Source organism: Bacteroides fluxus YIT 12057 (genome assembly GCF_000195635.1).
GTDB classification, from domain to species: domain Bacteria; phylum Bacteroidota; class Bacteroidia; order Bacteroidales; family Bacteroidaceae; genus Bacteroides; species Bacteroides fluxus.
In genome coordinates this window covers 26,438-45,900 of sequence record NZ_GL882666.1, presented here as the reverse complement: position 1 = coordinate 45,900, position 19,463 = coordinate 26,438, and the positions used below count along the sequence as shown (strand labels likewise).

Sequence of the window (19,463 nt, the reverse complement as noted above, 5' to 3'; positions counted from 1 at the left end):
AAGTATGCACTAAATTAATTCCGCCAACAGGTTTGCTTAATGCACAGAAAAAGCTTATTGAAAAAAATAGTGAACAGATTGAAGCCAGACAAAAAGTACAAGACCAAGCAGAAGCTAAGCTAAAACAATCTGAGATTTATAAAAAATTTCATAGCGTGCTGAAAGGAGAAGAGGAAGAGAAAGAGGAAGAGAAAGAGGAAGAGGAAGTCAAAATAAACAATACCGATTGGCAGACACTGAATCAAGCAATAGACGAGACTTACAACCAGTTCAGCCAACGGCTACAAGAGCTTTATCCGATAACAGATATTGAGTTGAAAGTATGCCTTCTGCTCAAAATCAATCTATCTCCCCTGCAAATAGCTACTATAGCTACACGTAGCAAGCAAGCCATTAGCTCTATCCGCAAGCGCTTGTATAAAAAATTCTTCAATGAGGAAGGAAGTACAGAGTAATGGGATAACTTCATACAAGACTTTTAAAGTCAACTCCACCTTTCTGCATATTGCGTACCACTGCTGGGCACTTAGTCCCAGCTGATTTTCAATTGTTTATAATTTAGTTCTTTGACATTTTTGTAATCGCAATCAGTAAATATCTCTCTTACAGGTGTTTTATCCAGTAGAGAAAAGCTCAAAATTTGTAGAATTTCGTAGATTGGACGGTTGACTTTCAGTTCCACCTGCCAACGGTTCTTGTATAGCAAAGAAATTTCCTCTGCTGAGAGTTCCATGTTGTTGGTGATGAACACAAATTCTCTGTCCGGTTCTTCATCGTAGTATTTAACCCGCCGGAGTTTATCCGGATATGCTTTGAGCGATTTATACGTTTCAAGCATTCCAATCTGGTCACATTTTATTCCGGTTGTTTTATCGACTTCACGGGAATACATTCTACGGAATCTCATATTATCCTTTGCACGTGTAACGAAGTAAGCACCACAGGTGTGAAGCTTATGCAAACGGGGGAAGTCAACATATCCTTTATCCATGATATAGAAACTTCCCTTTTCATAACTCAACTCATCCAGCATGTTTACGTCATGTACTTTAGCATTGGTTACCAGTACGATTGTCGGTATGGAAGTCTTTACATCATACAAGGTATGAAGTTTAATGCCTCCTTTGTGTTTCCTAAATTCCGCCCACCAAAAAACATTCAGACAAAGGTCTATGGTGGAGGAATCAAAGGCATAAACATTACCGTCAACTTTCACCTCGAAGTCATTTTTGTTGCAGCTATTACGGGCTTCCGCAATCAGGGTATAAGCAAATTCTTCGTAGATACGATAATCTCTATTCCGGTTTGCTTTCCCCGGATTGGTACGGCTAACTGTTGCACCGAATCCCAAGTGATAGTACTTGTTCTTGTGTGCCTCAAGGCTGAGCATAAGGTCAAGCATGCTGTCTCGGGCGGTCAGTTGTCCGAAGATCATGCACAGCATCTGATTCCAACAGGTGAATGTTCTGATTTTCTTATTCCCGGAATACTTCTCTACCAAACGATCAAAGATACGACGGGGAAGAAAATCTGTAAGTTGAGCGAAGATATATTTGCCTTGATTCATTGTTTTGAGCTTTTGGGCAAAGCTAAAACAACTTTTCAATTCAAATCGTCACGCTTCAAAAAGATACATAACTATGCGATTATCAAAGATTTCAAAGAACGATATTTAATTTAAAGTGCCCACTAGTGATTGCGTACTATAAAGCGCATAGTACGCAATATGTAGTTGCGTACTATTTGCGTACCGTATTTTTAGGAAGTTTGTAATAAAGCACCATATCTTTGCCAAAAATTCTAAAATACAATACGTTATGAAAGGAACCTTATTCATTGCAGCAATTACTATTTTATGCTGCCTACCAGCCTCATCTTTACATGCAAAAAAGAAAATCATTACATTAACAGAACATTTCACAACAGACAACAAAATCAAATGGGATGAAGAAGAGCGCTCCCTAATAGGCAACATCCCCTTCATCCTGCACAATCAAAACATCTTCTATATATATTCAGGAGTTTTGTTGGAAGAAGCAAAGCTGACCATCAAAGACAAATACAATCATATTGTATATACTACTATCGAAACCATGCTTCCACATGAAGAAAATGTATTCATTTTGAATATAGAAAAAGGGAACTATACAAGAGTATTTCTGAATGGACAACCGGTTCCATTTCAAGGATTATGTTCTGTAAAGTTTCAAGGATTTGGAGCAGAGTGTGGCAGTACCAAATATTTCTTTAGAGTAAATCTATAAACCAGAAGACTTAATTTCCCAATACTAAAGCTACAATTATTATGAAACATGTAATGCTATTTATCACCCTTTGCCTGCTTTCGCTCAGCGCACAAGGCCAGACTGAATCGGGAATCATCGCCGAAGGCGGTATTGGAAACATCAAGACCAAACTGAACCCGTCCGCCGCAGGAGCAGGCGGTTCCTACGACGTAGGCTACAGATACAACCTCTCCTTAGGCTACAAGCTCAGACTTCATGCAGCCAAAGCATCGCCTTTCTTCTACGACCTGGAGGCAGGATTGGGAGTGAAATTCTACGACTACACGTTCGGGAAAGCGCCGGGCGAACCGGCCACAGTGGATGCAAGCGCCAAAAGGTTCTCCGCCTTTGCTACCGGCACGGCAAACTATACCCTCTGCAAAGGCTTGAGCATAGGCGCAGGAATACAGCCGACCTGGTATTTCAGTCAAAACGGTGGAAACAGCCGGAAGTTCGATGTCCCGGTAATAGGAAGAATAGCCTACCGTTTCAAAGCGTTCGAAGTGGGACTGAGCTACAAGCACGGACTGCTGAACAGCCTGAAGACAGACTGTCTGAAGTCCGGAAGGTTCAGAGAATACAACTTGTCTTTATGGATACCATTCTAAAGGCAACAAGGGCATAAAACAAATTAACCTATCATTCTGCCGGTCAGTGCACAATGATAGGTTAATTTATATAGTTTTTCTATATCAAGGCTTCAAGACCTCTTCCCCTTTCAGCGTTGCCGAACTGGACTCTGTGACCTTTACGGTAACAAAATCACCCACACGATGCGTACCACGGTCAAAGACCACCACGCGGTTCTGTTCCGTACGGCCAAACAACTGGTCACGGCTGCGCTTGCTGACTCCTTCTACCAGTACTTCATACGTCCGCCCCACACAACGGGCATTCGCCTCGGCAGAAAGACGGTTCTGGAGGGCAATGATTTCATTCAAACGGCGAATCTTCACCTCCTCCGGCACATCATCCGGCAGATGCTTGGAAGCATACGTACCCGGACGTTCTGAATATTTGAACATGAAAGCAGCATCATAACCGCATTCTTCCATCAAGGAAAGGGACAGTTGATGGTCTTCTTCCGTCTCCGAGTGGAAGCCGGAGAAGATATCGGTAGAAAGTCCGCAATCAGGAATGATACGGCGGATAGCCGCCACGCGCTCCAAGTACCACTCACGGGTATATCGGCGGTTCATAAGCTTGAGGATGCGGCTGCTCCCACTTTGTACAGGCAGGTGGATATGCTTGCACACATTGGGCATATCGGCAATTACCTGCAAAGTCTCATCGCTCATATCCTTGGGATGCGAAGTAGTGAAACGGACACGCATGCCCGGCGCAGCCTCGGCCACCGTACGAAGCAACATCGGGAAAGTCACCACCGCCCCGTCCGGCTTCTCAAAACGGTAGGAATTGACATTCTGTCCCAAGAGGGTGACCTCCTTGTAACCTTTCTGAGCCAAGTCGGCCACTTCGTTAAGGATACTCTCCACATCGCGGCTACGCTCCCGTCCACGGGTATAAGGCACAATGCAGTAAGTACAGAAATTATTGCACCCGCGCATAATGGAGACAAATCCGGAGATATGATTTCCGCAAATACGCGAAGGGATGACATCCCGATAGGTTTCTGTAGTGGAGAGTTCCACATTCATCGCTTTTTCACCGGCCTCAACGGCAGCGATCAACTCCGGTAAGGTCAGATAGGCATCCGGACCTACCACAAGATCAACGTGATGGTTCGTTATCAAATCATCTTTTACACGCTCGGCCATACACCCCAGCACACCGACAATGAGACGGCGTTTTTTCTTCTTAAGCGAGTGGAAGAATTCAAGACGATTCAGAATCTTCTGCTCGGCGTTGTCACGGATGGAACAGGTATTCATAAATACCGCATCCGCTTCTTCCAGTGTCCCGGCTACCGAATAACCCGCCATCTGCATGACAGAAGCAATTACTTCACTATCTGCCACGTTCATCTGGCAGCCATAAGTTTCGATGAACAACTTCTTGTTGTCATCCGCAGTTGCAGATTTAAAGTCTGCTCCCGTTACTTTTTCCATAATTATTTTTCTATATTAGGTTCTTTTCTCTTCTCAGAATAAAGAAAAAGGAACAATTATCCCTGCAAAGATACGGCTTCATCCGTAAAAACGGATGAAATAAAAGAAAAATACCATCTAAAACCGTTAGTCTGAGGAACCTATACTAATTAATGTTAACAAACTAAACATTTTCTGAGTGTTAATTTGGCATAGACGGAATAAATTCCCACATTTGTGAAATGAAAGAAACATTAGATTTTTTCATAGTTAAGGTTTAGGTTAAAAAAATTAAGGGGAGCTGTGAAGCTGCCCTTTTTTAGTACCCAAATTCTTGGTTGTAATCAGATTTATTAGTTACTTTGCCCGAAAGCAAAAACGGAACAGTCCGGGAAATCCGATTATAAAAGTTAAAAATATAAAGAAGATATGGAAGACGTCTTTAAATTTCTGTTAGTTGCAGCTGTAATGGTCATCGGACTTGTCAGACAGTTCAAAAAAGAAGCCAGAAAAGACACTGAAGGCAAACCTTTCATGCTGCCCAGTACAAACATGGACGATGACACCTGTCCCCCCTATCCCGAACAGGAAGACACTTATGGCGGATACATACCCGAAGGCCCCAGAACAACAGAACAGCCAGTTGAAGGAATCTTTGTCCGTCCTGCCAAGTCTAACCCTAAAAAATCTGCAACCTCTTCATATACTCCCGTGCAAACCAACCCCTCCCCTCCGATAGCTGAAACACCGGAATTCAACGGAACATCCGAATACAGCATTCATTCGGCAGAAGAGGCACGGCGGGCCATTATCTGGTCGGAAATACTCCAACGGAAATATTGAAATGAATCTTTACACGAAAAAATAACTATTTATATTATGGCACTCAATTACATTTCGGCAGCAGAAGCTGCGAGCCTCATCAAACATGGTTATAACATCGGCTTGAGCGGATTTACCCCCGCAGGAACAGCCAAGGCCGTTACGGCTGAATTAGCAAAAATCGCGGAAGCAGAGCATGCGAAAGGGAACCCGTTCCAGATAGGCATCTTCACCGGTGCTTCTACCGGAGATTCCTGCGACGGCATCCTTTCACGCGCCAAAGCCATCCGTTACCGTGCTCCTTATACTACCAACGCCGATTTCCGCAAAGCCGTGAACAACGGTGAAATAGCCTACAACGACATCCATCTTTCACAGATGGCACAAGAAGTACGTTACGGTTTCATGGGAAAAGTGAATGTTGCCATCATCGAAGCCTGCGAAGTGACCCCCGACGGTAAAATCTACCTGACGGCAGCCGGCGGTATCGCCCCGACTGTCTGCCGCCTGGCCGACCGGATTATCGTGGAACTGAACGCCGCACACAGCAAGAGCGCCATGGGCCTGCATGACGTTTACGAGCCCCTCGACCCTCCTTACCGCCGCGAAATTCCCATCTACAAGCCGAGTGACCGCATCGGACTGCCCTATATCCAGGTAGATCCGAAAAAGATTGTAGGTGTGGTAGAGACCAACTGGCCCGACGAAGCACGCTCGTTTGCCGACGCTGACCCGCTGACCGACAAAATCGGACAGAACGTGGCCGACTTCCTTGCTGCCGACATGAAGCGCGGAATCATCCCTCCCACCTTCCTGCCGCTGCAATCCGGTGTGGGTAACATCGCCAATGCCGTGCTGGGCGCCCTGGGACGTGACAAGACCATCCCCGCTTTCGAAATGTACACAGAAGTTATCCAGAATTCCGTTATCGGACTGATTCGTGAAGGTCGCGTGAAATTCGGCAGTGCCTGTTCACTGACCGTAACAAACGACTGCCTGGAAGGTATCTACAATGATATGGACTTCTTCCGCGACAAGCTGGTGCTCCGCCCGTCAGAAATCTCCAACAGTCCGGAAATTGTACGTCGTCTGGGAGTTATCTCCATCAATACCGCCATCGAAGCCGACATCTACGGCAACGTGAATTCCACGCACATCGGCGGCACCAAGATGATGAACGGCATCGGTGGAAGCGGTGACTTCACCCGCAATGCCTATATCTCCATCTTCACTTGCCCGTCCGTTGCCAAGGAAGGTAAAATCTCGGCTATCGTACCGATGGTTTCGCACATGGACCACACAGAACACGACGTCAATATCATCATCACCGAACAAGGTGTGGCCGACCTCCGCGGCAAGAGTCCGAAAGAACGTGCCCAAGCCATCATCGAAAATTGCGTCCATCCGGACTACAAAAACATTCTGTGGGATTACCTGAAACTGACCGACGGCAAGTCACAGACTCCCCACGCCCTGCGTGCCTCACTGGCCATGCATGCCGAACTCGCCAAGAGCGGAGACATGAAGAATGTGGACTGGGCACAGTATAAATAAAAGAATAGAAAAAACTTTGCAATCTGTGGTGAACTGAATCTCTATTCACCATACAAAACCAAAAACGGGCTGCCCTGGAATCACTTCCCGGGCAGCCCTTCCTTCACATGTAAAGTGAAGATGCAGAGAGAGAGTATGATGACACTCTATTCCTGACCTCCCCCTAACGCCTTGTAGAGGTTAATCAAGCTTTGTATTTCAGAAAATCGGTTGGCTGTCTGCGACAGTTGCGCACTGAGCAAGGTCTGCCGGGCGGTAAGCACCTCCAGATAGGTGGTGTTGCCATGCTCCATCAGCAGGGAAGTGCTGCGGGCGGCCGTCTGCAAGGAAGCCACTTGCTTGTCCAGCAGCTCACTTTTGGAACGGCTTGTCTGCCAAGCAGTCAAGGCATCATTCACTTCGCTGCCTGCATTCAGCAATGTCTGCTGGAAGGCAAGGGAGGCCTCTTCCTGCTGGGCACGGGCTATGCGGTACTGTGCAATGAGCTGCCCGCGGGCAAAAAGCGGCTGCGTCAGCGAGCCTATTGCCGAAGCCACGAACTTACCGGGATTCACAATCATCGAACCGGCGGAATTGGTCCAACCCGCACTCCCGCTCAGCGTGATGGAGGGATAAAAGGCGGAACGCGCCGCATTGGTGCCGTAGAACGCCGCTTCCAGCGTCCGTTCGGCCGAACGGACATCAGGACGACAGGAAAGCATCTGAACAGGAATCCCTATGGAAAAGTCCGCGGGGAACTGTTGCTCTGCCAGCACACCGCGCTCGTAATGGCGGGGTGTCTCTGCCAACAGCAGAGCAAGGCTGTTCTCCACTTGATTTATCTGTTCCTCCAAATCGAGTACAGAAGCCTGCACCTGGTAGTAGGCAGCTTCCATCTGCGAAACTGCCGACTCATTCGCCAGGCCCGCATTCATCAGCGCACGGGTAGAAGCAACGGTTTCCTTCCAAGTCTCTTCCGTCTGCTTGGAGATGGCAAGTTGTTCGTCCAGCATCAGCAAGGTATAATAGGTATTGGCTATTCCGGTTATGAGCTGGGTACGCACCGCCTGGTGATAGTCCCGGCTCTGTGCATAAAGCGCCTTCGACTGCTTCTTGGCGTTGCGCATACGACCGAAAATATCCAACTCCCAACTGGCTGTGACGGGCAGCGAATAGGTCTGCGTAGCCTTGTGGCTGTCAAAGCTGCTCACCGTGCCCTGCGGCGCGAGGGCAAAAGAGGGCAGGAAAGCAAGCTTTGCGGACAGCAATGCAGCTTCAGCTTCTTCCACACGGAGCTGTGCCGACTGGTAGTCGGTATTGTTCTGCAACCCCTGCTCAATAAGTGCCTGCAAGTGAGGGTCGGTAAAAAGTTCGTGCCAGTCCATGCCGCCCAAACCAAGGTTCAAGCTGTCTCCGGAGGCAGCCGGAGAACCGTCGGGACTCTCCGTAAAAGCTGCCGTTTCTTCCCCGTAGAGGCCATCGGGGACCTCGGTAGCGGGTTTATATTGGGTGTACACGCCGCAGCTGCTGAGCAGCAAACCGGCGGCGGACAATAGGATGATATGTTTCTTCATTGTTCCAATCTGTTTTTATTCCGTTTCCTCTGCACGAAACCGTCCGTTCATGCAGGGAAAACCATTTGTTTCGTTTTTAGAAACGAATCGTTTCACTATTTGAGACTCAATCTTTCGCCCGTTCTGCCTCACTCTTCTGCTTTTCAAGCAATACCTGCACATCGGCTTCTTCCTCCATTGGCGGACGGATCTTCTCCTGCAAGTACTCGAAGATGATGTAGAACACCGGAACGACGAAAAGCAGCGCCAGCGTTCCGATAAGCATACCGCCTACTACACCCGTACCCAGCGAGGAGTTACCGTTGGCGCCCGCACCGCTCGAGAACATCAGCGGAAGCATACCGAATATCATCGTCAGCACCGTCATCAGGATAGGACGCAGGCGGACCTGGGCAGCCGAGTAGGCCGATTCCACAATGCCCATTCCCTTGCGGCGCCGCTCGATGGCATACTCCGTAATCAAGATGGCCGTCTTGGCAAGCAGGCCAATCAGCATAATCACACCCGTCTGCAAGTAAATGTTGTTCTCCAATCCCAGAACCTTGGCAAAAAGGAACGAACCCATCAGCCCGAACGGTACGGAGAAGATGACCGCAAACGGTATCAAGAAGCTCTCGTAGAGACATGCCAGGATGAGATAGATAAGGAAGATACAGATGGCATAAATAAAGACCGTCTGCGCACCGCCCGTGCTGGCTTCCTCACGTGCCATGCCTCCGTACTCGTAACCGTACCCCAGCGGCAACGTCTGTTCCGCCACTTCCGCAATCACTTTCTGTACTTCGCCGGACGAATATCCTTCGGCGGGGTTCACATTGGCGGTAATGGCACTGTACAGATTGAAACGGTTCGCCGTCTCCGGGCCAAGCACCTTGTTCAACGTCACGAACTGGCTTACCGGAGCCATCTCCGTACCGTTGCGCACAAACATGTTGCCCAGTGCCTGCTCGTCCAGACGATATTCGGGCGATGCCTGCATCATGACGCGGTACACCTTGCCAAACTGGTTGTAGTTGGAGATATAGGCACCGCCGCAATAGCTGCCCAACGCATCGAGCACCGCATTCGGCGAGATGCCCGCACGCTTGCACTTGGCTGCATCCACATCGACCGATACCTGCGGGAAGTTCATGGCATAAGAGGTATACGCCATAGCCACTTCGGGACGCTGGTTCAACGCACCCAGAAACTGCATCACCGCCCCGTAGAACGTTGCCATATCACCGCCCGTCCTGTCCTGGAGGTTCAGCTCAAGGGAGTTACCCATACCGTAGCCCGGAATCATACCCGGCTGGAAGCTGAATATCTGTGCCTCCTTCACACCGTAGAACTGGGCATTGAGGCGGGCCACCACAGCGTCGGACGTGTGTTCGCTCCCCTTCCGCTCGCCCCAGTCCTTCAGACGGATGATGATGGTACCATAGGAAGTGCCCTGTCCGGACATCAGTCCGTATCCCGCCACCTTGGAATAGTGTTCTATCTCGGGAGTGTTTTTCAGGATGTCCTCCAACTTGTTCATCACCTTCGTGGTTTCTTCCAGCGTGCTTCCCGGAGACGTGCTGACGTTCACCATGATGACACCCTGGTCCTCCTGCGGCACAAGTCCCGTCTTGGTGGTGCTCATCAGGTAAACCAGCAATACGACGGTAGCCGCCAATGAAGTCCACACCATCCAGCGGTGGTGGATGAAGAACATCACACCTTTCTTATATTTGCCCAGCACGGCGTTGAACGAAGCATTGTATGCCGCACGCACCCGTCCGTTGATGCTCTTCGCACTCTTCGTGCCGTCCGACGGGCGCATCATGATGGCACACAAGGCAGGGCAAAGCGTCAATGCCGAAATCATGGAGATGCCCACCGCCGTTGCCATCGTGACACCGAACTGCGTATAGAACACGCCCGAAGTACCGCCCATAAACGTCACGGGGATAAACACCGCCATGAACACGCAGGTACAAGAGATGATGGCCATCGTCACATCGCCCATCGCATCCTTCGTGGCAAGGTAGGGGGACTTGTATCCGGCATCGAACTTGGACTGCACCGCCTCCACCACCACGATGGCATCGTCCACCACCGTACCGATGGCAAGCACCAGCGCAAACAGCGTCAGGATATTGAGGCTGAACCCCGCAGCCACCAGGCAGGCAAACGTGCCGACCAGCGACACGATAATGGAAATGGAGGGTATGAGCGTACTCTTGAAGTCCTGCAGGAAGAAATACACCACCAGGATTACCAGGATAATGGCAATGACCAGTGTCTCCACCACATTGTGTATGGAAGCGAAGAGGAAGTCGTTGGAACTCATCATCGTCACAAATTCCGTCCCTTCGGGCAGGCTTTTCTCCATCTCCTTTATCTGTGCCGTAATCTCCTTGTTGACGGCGGTTGCGTTGGAGCCCGCCGTCTGGAACATCATGAAAAGCACCGCCGGCTTGCTGTCCATCTCACTGCGGAAACTATAGGTCAGCGTACCCAGCTCCACATCCGCCACGTCCTTCAGACGGAGCACGGAACCGTCGCTCTGCGACCGTACCACCGTGTTCTGGAATTCCTCCACACTCTTCAGACGTCCGCGATACTTCATCGTAAACTGGAACACGTTCTTTGAATTCTCGCCCAGCGAACCGGTAGGCGCTTCGATGTTCTGCTCGCCCAATACGGCAGTCACATCCGAAGGGACCAGTCCATACTGCGCCATCCGTTCCGGTTTCAGCCAGATACGCATACTGTAGGTATCACCCAATTCCATTACGTCACCCACACCTTCGATACGCTTGATTTGCGGAATCACGTTGATGTCGAGGTAATTGGCAAGGAACGTCTGGTCGTAGCGCCCGTCGGTGCTCACCAAAGCGCCGATTTGCAGGAAGCTGGTCTGCCGCTTCTGGGTAGTCACACCGATTTTCGTCACTTCGGCAGGCAGCAATCCCTGCGCCTTGGATACGCGGTTCTGTACATTCACCGCAGCCATGTCGGGGTCCGTGCCCTGCTTGAAATAAACTTGTATGGTCGCGGAACCGGCATTGGTGGCGGTAGAGCTGATGTACATCATGTTCTCCACACCGTTGATGCTCTCCTCCAACGGCATGATGACACTGTTCAGTACGGCTTCGGCATCGGCGCCGGTGTAGTTGGCACTGACATATACCGTAGGAGGCGCAATGTCAGGATATTGTTCCACCGGCAGCGTAAAGAGCGAAATGAGCCCTATCACCAGAATCAGTACGGAGATGGAGATAGCCATCACCGGCCGTTTTATAAATATGTTTCCTTTCATCTTAATGGGTCATTGATAGTTGATAAAATAGCGATCATCATTTCACTTGCGTCCCTTCGCGCAGCAGTCCGGCACCTGTGGAAACAATCTCGTCACCCACTTTCAGTCCGTCCAGCACCACGTATTCGCGTCCGTCATTTATTCCTGCCACGGTAATCAAGGTAGAGACGGCCTTGCCATCCACTACCTTATATACCAACGTCTTGTCCTGCAACTGTACGGTGGCTTCTTGCGGAATCACAATGCAGTTCTTATACGTGGCAGGCACCACCACCGTGCCCGATGCCCCGCTGTGGAGCAGGCGCGATTCGTTGGGGAAGACCACGCGTGCCACTACCGTACCCGTCTGGCGGTCGATGACACCACTGATGGACTCGATGGTACCTTTCTTGTCGTAGACGGAATTGTCGTTCAGACGCAGCTCTGCCGCCGGCATGTTCTTCAGCGCCTCGTCCATGCTGCCGTACTGGCGTGTCAGGGCGAGCAACTGGTTCTCGGTCATGGAAAAGTAAACGTACATGTCGCTGTTGTCACTGACCGTTGTCAGCGGTTGCGGCAAGCTGGGGCTGACCAATGCCCCTGCACGGTAGGGCAACGCTCCCACCACACCGTCGCTGGGACTTTTCACTTCCGTATAGGAGAGGTTGTTGCGTGCGTTTACCTCCTGGGCTTCGGCCTGCGAGAGTTGTGCCTTGGCGGTAAGGTAGCTGTTTTCGGCAGTCTTCAGGCTGAATTCCGAAACCACTTTCTGCGCATACAGTTCCTTGTTGCTGTTATAAGTCAGTTCGGCAGTAGCCAGTGCGGCACGTGCCGCTTCCACATTGGCAACGGCCGTTTTGAGTGCAGCCTTGTAGGGAACCTGGTCGATGATGAAAAGCAGTTGTCCCCGGCGCACCTTCTGCCCCTCGGTCACACACAGTTTCTCGATGGTACCCGACACTTGCGGATAAATATCTATGTCCTGCCGTCCGCGTATCGTCGCCGAGTACGAAGTGGAAAGCTCCTTATCCGTCGCCTCCACCTTCATAGTAGCATAAGAAGGTTTCATTCCAGAAGCATCCGATGCCTGCTTGCAAGATGCCAAACACATTGTACAACCGACAATCCCTATCAGCCGTATCCATTTCTTGTTCAATGTAATCATACTTTTTCTCATTGTCTTTTTGTTAAAACCGATGGCAAAAGTAGAAGAAAGGAACAACGTCATAATGACCAATTATACTCCAAGGATGTTCTTTTTTCGCCATTTATCTTTTTTAAGGCTAACCTATTGTTTTAAAAAGACATAGAGAACAAGAAAGAAGTATAATAGAACATTCCATATTTCCCATTATTCCTCAACTTTGCAAAACAAAAAAAGAGGAATATGGAAAAAAGGAACATAAAAACCGTAGAAATCGCAGACTTCAAGAGCAGCGAACACGTCCTTGACTATGTAGATGATGACTTTGTCATAATCAACAGTCTGGAGGGAAGCCCCTACAATGAAGATACAATAAGACTGGGATGCTTCCTCATCGCTATCTGTCTGGAAGGCTGCATCCAGTTGGACGTCAACTACAAAACCTACCAACTGGAAGCAGGCGACTTGCTACTCGGCCTTCCCAATACCATTATCAGCCACGCAATGGTAAGCCCGAAGCACAAGATAAGGCTTGCCGCATTCTCCACGCAGTTCCTGCAACGCGTGGTCAGGATGGAGAAGGACACATGGAATACCGTCATACATATCCACAACAATCCCATAAAATCTGTCGGGGAGGATGGGGACAAGGAAATCTTCAAATTCTACCGGGAACTGCTTATGGCAAAGATGAACGACGAGCCTCACCACTACCACAAAGAAGTGATGCAATACTTGTTTTCTGCCATCTTCTGTGAAATGCTGGGGCACCTCAACAAAGAAATGCCCCCTTCCGAAATGGCAACCGATGCCAAAGAAGGCATCAAACAGTCCGACTATATCCTGCGCAAGTTCATAGAGATGCTATCCAAGGACAACGGCATGCACCGCTCCGTGGGATATTACGCCGACGCACTCTGCTATAGCCCCAAACACTTTTCGAAGGTCATCAAGCAGGCGTGCGGGCGCACACCGCTGGACCTAATCAACGAAAGTGCCATCGAACATATCAAGTACCGGCTGAAGCACTCGGACAAGTCCATCAAGGAGATTGCAGAGGAGTTCGATTTCCCCAACCAGTCTTTCTTCGGAAAATACGTGAAGTCCTATCTGGGCATGTCTCCGGCACGCTACCGCAATACGAAAGAGGAGTGATTGCCCCCACGCTTGGGGCTCACTCCGTAAAGGTCTGCATTAGGAAGCCAAACCTTAACTTTACGACGCTCAAGGTCAACTTTACGACGACTAAACCTCAACGTATCACCTCATCACACACCGCATCCTGGAAAGCACGCGCTTCCCTGCCCGACAGTACATTCTGGTTCATGATGGCAAAGGCTATTTCGTGCCCGTTACGGGCTTTGAGGTAGCCGGCCAGGCAGTTGATGGCAGTGAAGGAACCCGTCTTGGCATGTACGTTCTTGTGCGAGAGGGTACCCTTCTTCATGCGGAACTCCAACGTGCCGTCCACACCGCCAATGGGCAAAGCCTTATACAGTTTCTGGAACACATCCGTACGCGAGTAGGCGTATCTGAGGAAGGAAACCAAAAGTTCCGGAGAGATGTAGTTGTAATTGGAAAGGCCGCAACCGTCCGCCAGGTTATATCGGTCGGGGTCATGCCCCAGCTTCTTTATCAGCATGCGGATGGCGGAAAGCCCGTCCTCGGCAGAGACACGCTTCTTTCCGCTGCTCTGCACACCCAACCGGCACAGCATGGCTTCGGCATTGAGGTTATCGCTCTCCTTCATCAGCTGTTTCACCACATCCTGCACGGAAGTTTCATAGGAAGCCATCCGCACGGAAAGGCTGTCTTGCCGGAACTCGCCGAAGAGGTAAGAGACTTCCGCTTCTGCCGCCGGAATGCACCGGATGCCTCGTGCCTGCAACCGTTCCATAAAGGTATGCATGAAGAAGTCTTGCGAAGAAAAGATATTGACCGTACCTGTACGGCGGGCATCGACGTTGCCCGTCACGGTGATATTGTTCCCGTTCACCAGCCAGTCGCGCGACACACGGAAGCGTCCGGCAGAAGGGGTACGGCTACGGGTCTTGTTCGTCAGTGTATAATAGGAAGAGGCGGGAGTGCATTCAAGGCGTGCACTGTCGCCCCGCTCGCCGGGTGTAGCGGTAACCTTCACCACTCCTTTGTTCAGCATCAGCGGCGAGAGGTAGGGCTGGAAGGAATAGGGCGTATCGTCCCACAACCAGCCGCTGCCCCAGTACAAGGAGTCTTTCATGGAGACATCTCCATACACCTTGCCTTTGATGACGGAGAAGGGGAAACGGGCCACGGCAGCCACCAGGGAATCCAATGCCTCTTCATCAAACTCCGGGTCGTAACCGCCTATCACATACATATTCCCCTGCAAGGTATCGCGCTCAATGGTTCCCTGATACCACACTTCCGTACGGAACGGCTCGTCGGCTTCGGGACGGGAAAGGGCCGTGATGGTCGTCAGCAGCTTCATGGTGGAAGCGGGACGGGAAAGCTTGTCCGCCTGATAGCTGTACAAGGGCTTTCCGGCGGTCAGGTCATAAACCGAAATAGCTACGTTGGAACCTGAAGGAAGCTGATACTTTATCAATGTATCGAGCCGCGAAGAAAGTGTACCCGTCCGGTTGTCCGCATTGTCTGCATTCCGGGCGGACAACGACAGCAAACAGACTGACAGAAACAATTGCAGCAATATCCTTTTCATAAGTAAATTTGTCTTTATGAGTCACTTTTAGACAGATCTCATTCAGTTACTTTGGGCACCGGCTTCTCAAAATGAGTGCCGCACTTGCTGCATACATACTCCCAATACTCAGTGCCCGGAGGTGCGGCCGACAATGCCGAAATGGCAGCAGCTACCACAGCACGTACCCGATGGCTCTTCTTCAGCACAAACTTAATCTCGTCCGAACCGCAATGCGGGCAGTATCTCGACTGTTCCGGAATCATCCGGTTTTGTTCCAACAAGAGAAGCGCCTTGTCATAGTCCTCTTCATATACCAACACATCCACTCCTGCAATCTCACTGCCATACCCCCTCATTACATTGGACATGTTTTCATTATGCAGGACAGAAACAATTCCTTCATTCTCCAAAGCACCCTGAATGACATGTGCCTGGAAAGCATCATCGCATGTAAACAGTTTTATGGTTTTCATACGCCATTATTTTATTTCCTACAATGCCTCCTTGAATATCTCCCCCACCGTGGGATGCGGAAAGACAATCTTCTTCCATTCTCCGGCAGTGAGTTTCAGCTCGATGGCCATGCCTGCCAGCGTGATGATTTCCGAAGCGGGATTACCCAAAACATGCGCTCCCAAGACAGTATCATCTTCCGCAAGCAACAACTTGCAAACCCCATTTACACCTTCATTCTCGGCAACAAAACGCCCGGAATAAGCCATCGGTAGTTTTACGGCACGATAGGCAATGCCCTTCTTCTGTAAGGATTCTTCCGTCTCCCCCACCCCGGCTATCTCGGGATTGGTATATACCACACCGGGAATGGCACGGTAGCTCATGGCATCCTTCTTACCGATGATGGAATGTATGGCTACTTCCGCCTCGCGGACAGCTGTATGTGCCAGCAGGGAATACCCCGTCAAGTCACCGCAGGCATATACTCCGGGAACGGAGGTCTGCATCTGTGCGTTGACAAAGACATTTCCGCGTTCCGTCCTTTCCAAGCCCAGATTCTCCAGACCGAAGCCTTTCATTACCGGACGGCGGCCCACGCTCATCAAAAGCTTTTCGGCAACGACGGAACCGGGACCGTCGGAATTTTCATAATTCACCTGCACTTGCGGGCTACCGTCTTCCGAAGAAGCCCCGGCAAGCGAAACGACTTTCGTACCCAACATGAACTTGATTCCCCGTTTGGCATATTCGGCACGAAGCAAGGCGGACAATTCTTTATCCATACCACCCAATATTTCATCCAGCATCTCGATGACCGTGACCTGTACTCCCAGACTGTTGAAGAAAGAGGCGAACTCCATACCGATGACACCGCCGCCGATAATGGCAAGCGAAGCGGGAAGCTCCTTATTATCCAAAGCATCCCGATGAGTCCAATAAGGCACGGCATCCACACCCGGTATAGGCGGGATAAAGGTTTCGGAACCGGTACAAAGCAGCAAGTTGTCGCATTCATAGACTTCTTCACCACACTGTACATGGTTCTTGTCTATAATCGTTGCCTCGCCACTTACAATCGCTACATTATGGGCAGTCAGCTTTCCTTTGACTCCCAACACAAGCTTGCGCACCACCTTCTGCTTACGGGCAATAATCTTGGGCAAATCGAAGGTTACCTCCGGCACATTGACCGCATATTTGGCAGCATGACGCGCCCCGTCGTATGTCTTGGCAGAATACAATAAAGTCTTGGTGGGAATACACCCTTCATTCAGGCATACTCCGCCAAGATTCTGTTTCTCAAAAAGTACAACGCTCAGACCGGCTTTTCCGGCAGCTTCGGCAGCAGTATATCCCGCAGGACCTCCGCCGATAATGGCAACTTGGTATTTCATAGCTTCTGGGTAATTATTAATTTGTGCGCAAGTTAATAAAACCCGTATTATCCGGCAAAAAAGAAGAGTTCTTTCTTTCGGAGAATGTATTGTAAAGAGGAAATAATTATCTTTGCCGTGCAGTATTGGCCGAAAATTCGCATTCAATAGACATAAATCAAACAATAATCAACATGAAAACCACTAAACTATTCCAATCCATCTTTCTGTTCTCTCTCTTCCTTTGCGGCTTGGCAGCCTGCAGCGAAGACGATGCCCCCCGCCTCTCACCCATACAGGAAACTACCATGGAAGGTGACGCCTCCACACTACAGATAGACCTGACACGCAGTGACTGGCGTATCGCTTCCGTCACCGACCTCAACGGCTACCCTCCCATCGGCAGTAATACCCAATTAGAAGGACCGGGAACCGTTGACTACGGCTGGGCAACCATCAAACGCGAGAAAGAAAACACACTCATCATTGAAACGGAAGACAACTTTGACGGAACAGAACGCAGCTTCATCATAAATCTTGAGATGAAGGCAGGTTTTTACAAGGAACAGATTGTCATACATCAGAAAATATGCGAGAACCTCTACCGGATAGAGTCCATTGAATACAGCGTGGAAGAAGGCGACGGAGTGGAAGAAGCCGGAACGAAACCCGACAAGAGTACCTATAAAGATGAAAATCTGGGAAACACGACCGGCAAGCACGACTACTATCCGTTCATCAATGAATGGACAGAATATGCATTCATACCCGATGACCACTCCGACGAAATCTTCAAAGGGATAGACCCGGAGAAACGCAGCATCTATCTGCCCGAACGCATAGAAGACGGAAAGGTAATCGTGGGGCAACAACAGTTATTCTTCATCAACCAAGGCAAGTACTACAAAGAAGACGAACTGAGATATAAACATTTCGAAGTGGACATAGTGGGCATGAAATGGAACATATACACTTCAACCATCTATTACAAACAGCTTCAAGTGACATTCACCGCCACTCTTTCGCGACCCGGCAGTGATACAAAGAAGATATCCAAAGGCAAATTCACACAAAGATATCCTTATGGCTGCTCGGAAATACATCACGAAGTGAAAGATTCTCTGGAAGATTAGGATCCGGCACCATCATTAAAATGACGCAGCTTTACTTATTTATCTTTGTATATACATCCCCACAAAAAATAAAGGCTATGAAACAACAGAAACTATTCCACCTCGCATTGTACGCCATACTGATTGTCTGCACAACCGGCTGTTACGATAAAGACGAAATTAGAGATGGGGAAATGATGTAGAACTCCCGCCCTTCATCATGGAAAACAATTCGAGCGGCAGTATTACCACCACACACTCCCCCTTCGAAGACGCATGGCAAGAAAGTACCTTCCAGAGCAACGATCCCGAAGCATTTGCATGGATGGGAGAAGAAGACGTATTCGTCAATGCCCCTTACGTGTTTGGAAATAAACCATCGTCAAGTGGAACAACCATAAAATATGGCAGCGAAACGACAAAAGCCAAAGGACCGAACAGCAGTGCTTCCACCATCAGTATAGCACCTTACCACCGGCTCATCATAAAAGGAACACTGCATTACAGCAAGCTTGTAGCTACCTATACGCTGACATTCGCAGGCGAATATACAAAGACAGAAAAACAGATAAAGGGAAAGTTCATACAAACGACTCCGGAAAGCCACACCGGATCCATGACCATGAAACCGATAACGGCAGATTAAAACAGAAACGGCATACGCAGGCACACGCCCTATTGCTCACCCTCTCCGTTCCTCCAGCAGCCGGATAAACTCTTCCTCCTTGACGGGAAGAAGCACCGCACACTTGCCCCCGCCATATTTCACGAGCACATAACGCATCAACGCAAACCGCCCTACCTGCATGGAAGAAGCACGCTCCACGGAAGTGATGTCTTTCAGCAGAATTTCCTTACCCCGCGAGAAACGGCCGAAAAACAGCACCAGCTTCCCGTCGGGCGTTACGGTATAGGTGGTATGAATCAGCTTCTCGATAATGACCACCAGCCAAAGCATGAAAAGAGCAGCCGGAAGCGGAAGCTTGTTCCAAAGCATATAAACGGTGAGACTACCTATCAAGATGAGGAACAGATATTGCCCCATAGCAATGCGCGCATGAAAGATTCTATTCATTTTATCTGATTTTTGCCGCTAAGGTAGATATTTTTAAGAATTAATGCCCGCAGAAAGTACAAGGAATGCAGTTATTTTGTAGTTTTGCAGCCA

The 19,463-nt window shown here is 49.5% G+C and carries 17 protein-coding genes; 8 read left to right on the top strand and 9 right to left on the bottom strand.

The genetic code is table 11. The features are described 5' to 3' along the window. A partial coding sequence (locus HMPREF9446_RS12365) for a helix-turn-helix transcriptional regulator (protein ID WP_009126014.1) occupies positions 1–455 on the top strand: 455 nt, incomplete at its 5' end. Positions 456–526: 71 nt separating this feature from the next. Here the strand turns inward: HMPREF9446_RS12365 and HMPREF9446_RS12360 are convergent. Then, on the bottom strand, positions 527–1,567 hold the full coding sequence (locus tag HMPREF9446_RS12360; RefSeq protein WP_009126013.1) for an IS4 family transposase: 1,041 nt from the start codon (positions 1,565–1,567) through the stop codon (positions 527–529). Positions 1,568–1,817: 250 nt separating this feature from the next. Between HMPREF9446_RS12360 and HMPREF9446_RS12355 the strand changes: the two genes are divergently transcribed. Both HMPREF9446_RS12355 and HMPREF9446_RS12350 read left to right on the top strand, forming a co-directional pair. Beyond that, positions 1,818–2,264: a hypothetical protein gene (locus HMPREF9446_RS12355; protein WP_009126012.1), complete on the top strand. Its 447-nt coding sequence runs from the start codon at positions 1,818–1,820 to the stop codon at positions 2,262–2,264. A 41-nt stretch (positions 2,265–2,305) separates the two neighbouring features. Then, entirely contained in the window at positions 2,306–2,893 is a 588-nt protein-coding gene (locus tag HMPREF9446_RS12350) for a hypothetical protein (protein ID WP_009126011.1), read from the top strand. An 84-nt stretch (positions 2,894–2,977) separates the two neighbouring features. Here HMPREF9446_RS12350 and miaB read toward each other — a convergent pair whose 3' ends face one another. Beyond that, on the bottom strand, positions 2,978–4,354 hold the full coding sequence (gene miaB / locus HMPREF9446_RS12345) for a tRNA (N6-isopentenyl adenosine(37)-C2)-methylthiotransferase MiaB (RefSeq protein WP_009126010.1): 1,377 nt from the start codon (positions 4,352–4,354) through the stop codon (positions 2,978–2,980). A 408-nt stretch (positions 4,355–4,762) separates the two neighbouring features. On the opposite strand from miaB, the gene HMPREF9446_RS12340 reads away from it, so the two are divergent. Beyond that, positions 4,763–5,176 (top strand): hypothetical protein, encoded by a 414-nt coding sequence (locus tag HMPREF9446_RS12340; RefSeq protein WP_009126008.1) that lies wholly within the window; start codon positions 4,763–4,765, stop codon positions 5,174–5,176. Positions 5,177–5,212: 36 nt separating this feature from the next. Next, positions 5,213–6,709: an acetyl-CoA hydrolase/transferase family protein gene (locus tag HMPREF9446_RS12335; RefSeq protein WP_009126007.1), complete on the top strand. Its 1,497-nt coding sequence runs from the start codon at positions 5,213–5,215 to the stop codon at positions 6,707–6,709. Between the two features lie 146 nt (positions 6,710–6,855). Here the strand turns inward: HMPREF9446_RS12335 and HMPREF9446_RS12330 are convergent, their stop codons facing one another. The 3 genes from HMPREF9446_RS12330 to HMPREF9446_RS12320 form a co-directional block, all read right to left on the bottom strand. Further along, on the bottom strand, positions 6,856–8,262 hold the full coding sequence (locus HMPREF9446_RS12330) for a TolC family protein (RefSeq protein WP_009126006.1): 1,407 nt from the start codon (positions 8,260–8,262) through the stop codon (positions 6,856–6,858). 106 nt (positions 8,263–8,368) lie between these two features. Next, complete coding sequence (locus HMPREF9446_RS12325) at positions 8,369–11,548, bottom strand: efflux RND transporter permease subunit (RefSeq protein ID WP_009126005.1); 3,180 nt, start codon at positions 11,546–11,548, stop codon at positions 8,369–8,371. Positions 11,549–11,585: 37 nt separating this feature from the next. After that, positions 11,586–12,692 (bottom strand): efflux RND transporter periplasmic adaptor subunit, encoded by a 1,107-nt coding sequence (locus HMPREF9446_RS12320; RefSeq protein ID WP_039969419.1) that lies wholly within the window; start codon positions 12,690–12,692, stop codon positions 11,586–11,588. A gap of 222 nt (positions 12,693–12,914) precedes the next feature. On the opposite strand from HMPREF9446_RS12320, the gene HMPREF9446_RS12315 reads away from it, so the two are divergent. Next, on the top strand, positions 12,915–13,826 hold the full coding sequence (locus tag HMPREF9446_RS12315) for a helix-turn-helix domain-containing protein (RefSeq protein WP_009126003.1): 912 nt from the start codon (positions 12,915–12,917) through the stop codon (positions 13,824–13,826). Between the two features lie 97 nt (positions 13,827–13,923). On the opposite strand, the gene dacB is transcribed toward HMPREF9446_RS12315, so the two are convergent. From dacB to lpdA, 3 genes are read right to left on the bottom strand one after another with little or no spacing between them, the layout of a single operon-like run. After that, entirely contained in the window at positions 13,924–15,372 is a 1,449-nt protein-coding gene (gene dacB / locus HMPREF9446_RS12310; RefSeq protein ID WP_009126002.1) for a D-alanyl-D-alanine carboxypeptidase/D-alanyl-D-alanine endopeptidase, read from the bottom strand. 38 nt (positions 15,373–15,410) lie between these two features. Next, the gene (locus HMPREF9446_RS12305) at positions 15,411–15,827 is read right to left on the bottom strand and encodes a putative signal transducing protein (RefSeq protein WP_009126001.1); all 417 of its coding nucleotides are present in this window, start codon (positions 15,825–15,827) and stop codon (positions 15,411–15,413) included. An 18-nt stretch (positions 15,828–15,845) separates the two neighbouring features. Next, positions 15,846–17,204, bottom strand: coding sequence for a dihydrolipoyl dehydrogenase (gene lpdA / locus HMPREF9446_RS12300; protein ID WP_009126000.1), 1,359 nt, complete (start codon positions 17,202–17,204; stop codon positions 15,846–15,848). Between the two features lie 173 nt (positions 17,205–17,377). Between lpdA and HMPREF9446_RS12295 the strand changes: the two genes are divergently transcribed. Further along, a complete protein-coding gene (locus HMPREF9446_RS12295; protein ID WP_009125999.1) occupies positions 17,378–18,316 on the top strand; it encodes a hypothetical protein in 939 nt (312 codons plus the stop codon). Positions 18,317–18,515: 199 nt separating this feature from the next. Further along, complete coding sequence (locus HMPREF9446_RS12290) at positions 18,516–18,941, top strand: hypothetical protein (protein WP_009125997.1); 426 nt, start codon at positions 18,516–18,518, stop codon at positions 18,939–18,941. 36 nt (positions 18,942–18,977) lie between these two features. On the opposite strand, the gene HMPREF9446_RS12285 is transcribed toward HMPREF9446_RS12290, so the two are convergent. After that, entirely contained in the window at positions 18,978–19,370 is a 393-nt protein-coding gene (locus HMPREF9446_RS12285) for a PH domain-containing protein (protein WP_009125996.1), read from the bottom strand. Positions 19,371–19,463 lie beyond the last annotated feature (93 nt).

Bases quoted from the DNA above. Each gene is read 5' to 3' on its own strand.
- HMPREF9446_RS12360 (WP_009126013.1), bottom strand. From the start codon at position 1,567: ATGAATCAAGGCAAATATATCTTCGCTCAACTTACAGATTTTCTTCCC.
- HMPREF9446_RS12355 (WP_009126012.1), top strand. From the start codon at position 1,818: ATGAAAGGAACCTTATTCATTGCAGCAATTACTATTTTATGCTGCCTA.
- HMPREF9446_RS12350 (WP_009126011.1), top strand. From the start codon at position 2,306: ATGAAACATGTAATGCTATTTATCACCCTTTGCCTGCTTTCGCTCAGC.
- miaB (WP_009126010.1), bottom strand. From the start codon at position 4,354: ATGGAAAAAGTAACGGGAGCAGACTTTAAATCTGCAACTGCGGATGAC.
- HMPREF9446_RS12340 (WP_009126008.1), top strand. From the start codon at position 4,763: ATGGAAGACGTCTTTAAATTTCTGTTAGTTGCAGCTGTAATGGTCATC.
- HMPREF9446_RS12335 (WP_009126007.1), top strand. From the start codon at position 5,213: ATGGCACTCAATTACATTTCGGCAGCAGAAGCTGCGAGCCTCATCAAA.
- HMPREF9446_RS12330 (WP_009126006.1), bottom strand. From the start codon at position 8,262: ATGAAGAAACATATCATCCTATTGTCCGCCGCCGGTTTGCTGCTCAGC.
- HMPREF9446_RS12325 (WP_009126005.1), bottom strand. From the start codon at position 11,548: ATGAAAGGAAACATATTTATAAAACGGCCGGTGATGGCTATCTCCATC.
- HMPREF9446_RS12320 (WP_039969419.1), bottom strand. From the start codon at position 12,692: ATGATTACATTGAACAAGAAATGGATACGGCTGATAGGGATTGTCGGT.
- HMPREF9446_RS12315 (WP_009126003.1), top strand. From the start codon at position 12,915: ATGGAAAAAAGGAACATAAAAACCGTAGAAATCGCAGACTTCAAGAGC.
- dacB (WP_009126002.1), bottom strand. From the start codon at position 15,372: ATGAAAAGGATATTGCTGCAATTGTTTCTGTCAGTCTGTTTGCTGTCG.
- HMPREF9446_RS12305 (WP_009126001.1), bottom strand. From the start codon at position 15,827: ATGAAAACCATAAAACTGTTTACATGCGATGATGCTTTCCAGGCACAT.
- lpdA (WP_009126000.1), bottom strand. From the start codon at position 17,204: ATGAAATACCAAGTTGCCATTATCGGCGGAGGTCCTGCGGGATATACT.
- HMPREF9446_RS12295 (WP_009125999.1), top strand. From the start codon at position 17,378: ATGAAAACCACTAAACTATTCCAATCCATCTTTCTGTTCTCTCTCTTC.
- HMPREF9446_RS12290 (WP_009125997.1), top strand. From the start codon at position 18,516: ATGGAAAACAATTCGAGCGGCAGTATTACCACCACACACTCCCCCTTC.
- HMPREF9446_RS12285 (WP_009125996.1), bottom strand. From the start codon at position 19,370: ATGAATAGAATCTTTCATGCGCGCATTGCTATGGGGCAATATCTGTTC.